General features: G+C 46.2%; 2 protein-coding genes. Both read right to left on the bottom strand.

All coding sequences use genetic code 11. The annotated features are described in order from the left end of the window. The coding region (locus AC1DUA_RS35285; protein WP_477504172.1) for a DnaJ domain-containing protein at positions 1 to 228 on the bottom strand (228 nt) is incomplete at its 3' end. Between the two features lie 108 nt (positions 229 to 336). After that, positions 337 to 2,018 (bottom strand): molecular chaperone DnaK (dnaK, locus tag AC1DUA_RS35290; protein ID WP_477504173.1); only part of this gene is annotated, 1,682 nt, incomplete at its 5' end.

The raw sequence follows: 2,018 nt of genomic DNA on the forward strand, positions 1-2,018 counted from the left end.
CCCTTGGTTCGGATCAACGTGACCAAAACGGTCATATTGCGATTTCTTCTGATCGTCGCTCAGCACATCATACGCATCTTTTGCTTCTTTGAATTTATCTTCCGCATCAGCAGCTTTGTTCACGTCAGGGTGATACTGACGCGCCATTTTACGGTAAGCCTTTTTGATGTCTTCTTGCGAAGCATCCTTGCCGACCCCAAGCACCTCATAATAATCACGTTTACTCATTGTTCCACTCCCATGTTCAAGACTACAAACGGAAAGTCAAAGCCACGGGGAACCCCCTTGGCTTTGACTCCTTCGTTTCTTCACATCCAGCATTACTATAGGATATGTTTATTTTTTTGGTTCGTCAACAACTTCGTAGTCTGCGTCAACAACATTTTCTCTGCCTTTAGGAGCTTCGCCTGCTCCTCCGCCTGCTGCACCGTCATCTGGACCTTGCCCCGCGGAAGCTTGCTCATACAGCTTCACAGAAAGCTGTTGGATCACTTCTGTAAGCTCAGCAGTTGCTGCTTTGATTGTTTCGAGATCGTTGCCAGCTAGAGCAGTTGTTACTTTCTCTTTGGCAGCATTTGCTTTATCGATCTCACCTTGGTCTACTTTGTCGCCAAGATCTTTGATGGTTTTGTCAACGGAATACACGAGTTGGTCGGCTTCGTTACGAGCTTCTACAAGCTCTTTGCGAGCGCGATCTTCCTCAGCGTGTGCTTCCGCATCTTTCACCATTTGTTCAACTTCCGAATCGCTCAAGCCGCTGGAAGAAGTGATTGTGATTTTTTGGCTTTTGCCAGTTCCTTTATCCAAAGCGGACACGTTCACGATACCATTGGCATCGATATCGAAGCTAACTTCGATTTGCGGAACGCCGCGTGGAGCCGGAGGAATATCACCAAGCATGAAACGGCCCAGTGTTTTGTTACCGCTAGCCATGGAGCGCTCACCTTGAAGCACGTGAATCTCAACGCTAGTTTGGTTATCTGCATAAGTGGAGTACACTTGTGATTTCGTTGTAGGGATCGTCGTATTACGATCGATCATTTTCGTGAACACGCCACCTGCTGTTTCGATACCAAGGGAAAGTGGTGTTACGTCAAGAAGAACAACGTCTTTAACTTCACCAGTCAAAACACCAGCTTGAACAGCTGCTCCTAGAGCAACAACTTCGTCCGGGTTAACGCCTTTGTGTGGCTCTTTACCTGTCAATTTCTTGATCGCTTCTACAACCGCAGGAATACGCGTGGATCCGCCGACAAGAACAACTTTGTCGATTTGGCTAGTGGAAAGACCGGAATCTTGTAAAGCTTGACGAGTTGGTCCAAGCGTTCTTTCTACCAAGTGTGCGGAAATCTCTTCGAATTTCGCGCGAGTAAGGTTTAACTCCAAATGCTGAGGCACGCCGTCAGCTACTGTAATGAACGGTAGGGAAACCGTTGTAGTTAGTACGCCGGAAAGCTCTTTTTTCGCTTTTTCAGCAGCATCTTTCAAACGTTGAACAGCAGCTTTATCTTTGCTAAGATCAATGCCTTGCTCTTTTTTGAATTCAGCTACGAGGTAGTCAATGATGACTTGGTCAAAATCATCTCCGCCTAGTTTGTTATCACCACTTGTTGCTTTAACTTCGAAGAAGCCATCGCCAAGTTCAAGGATGGACACGTCAAATGTACCGCCCCCAAGGTCATAAACAAGAATCGTTTGATCTTCTGTTTTCTCCAAACCGTAAGCAAGTGCTGCAGCAGTTGGCTCGTTGACGATACGAAGTACTTCAAGACCAGCAATTTTACCAGCATCTTTCGTTGCTTGACGTTGGCTGTCGTTGAAATAAGCTGGAACCGTGATAACAGCTTGTGTTACCGTTTGGCCCAGGTAAGCTTCTGCGTCAGCTTTCAGCTTTTGAAGAATAATAGCCGAAATTTCTTGTGGTGTGTAGTCTTTGCCATCGATGTTTTCTTTGTGGTTCGTACCAATGTGACGCTTGATGGAGCTAATTGTTTTGTCAGGGTTTGTGATCGCTTGAC

The sequence above is a fragment of the Paenibacillus sp. 01T422 genome (assembly GCF_056398785.1).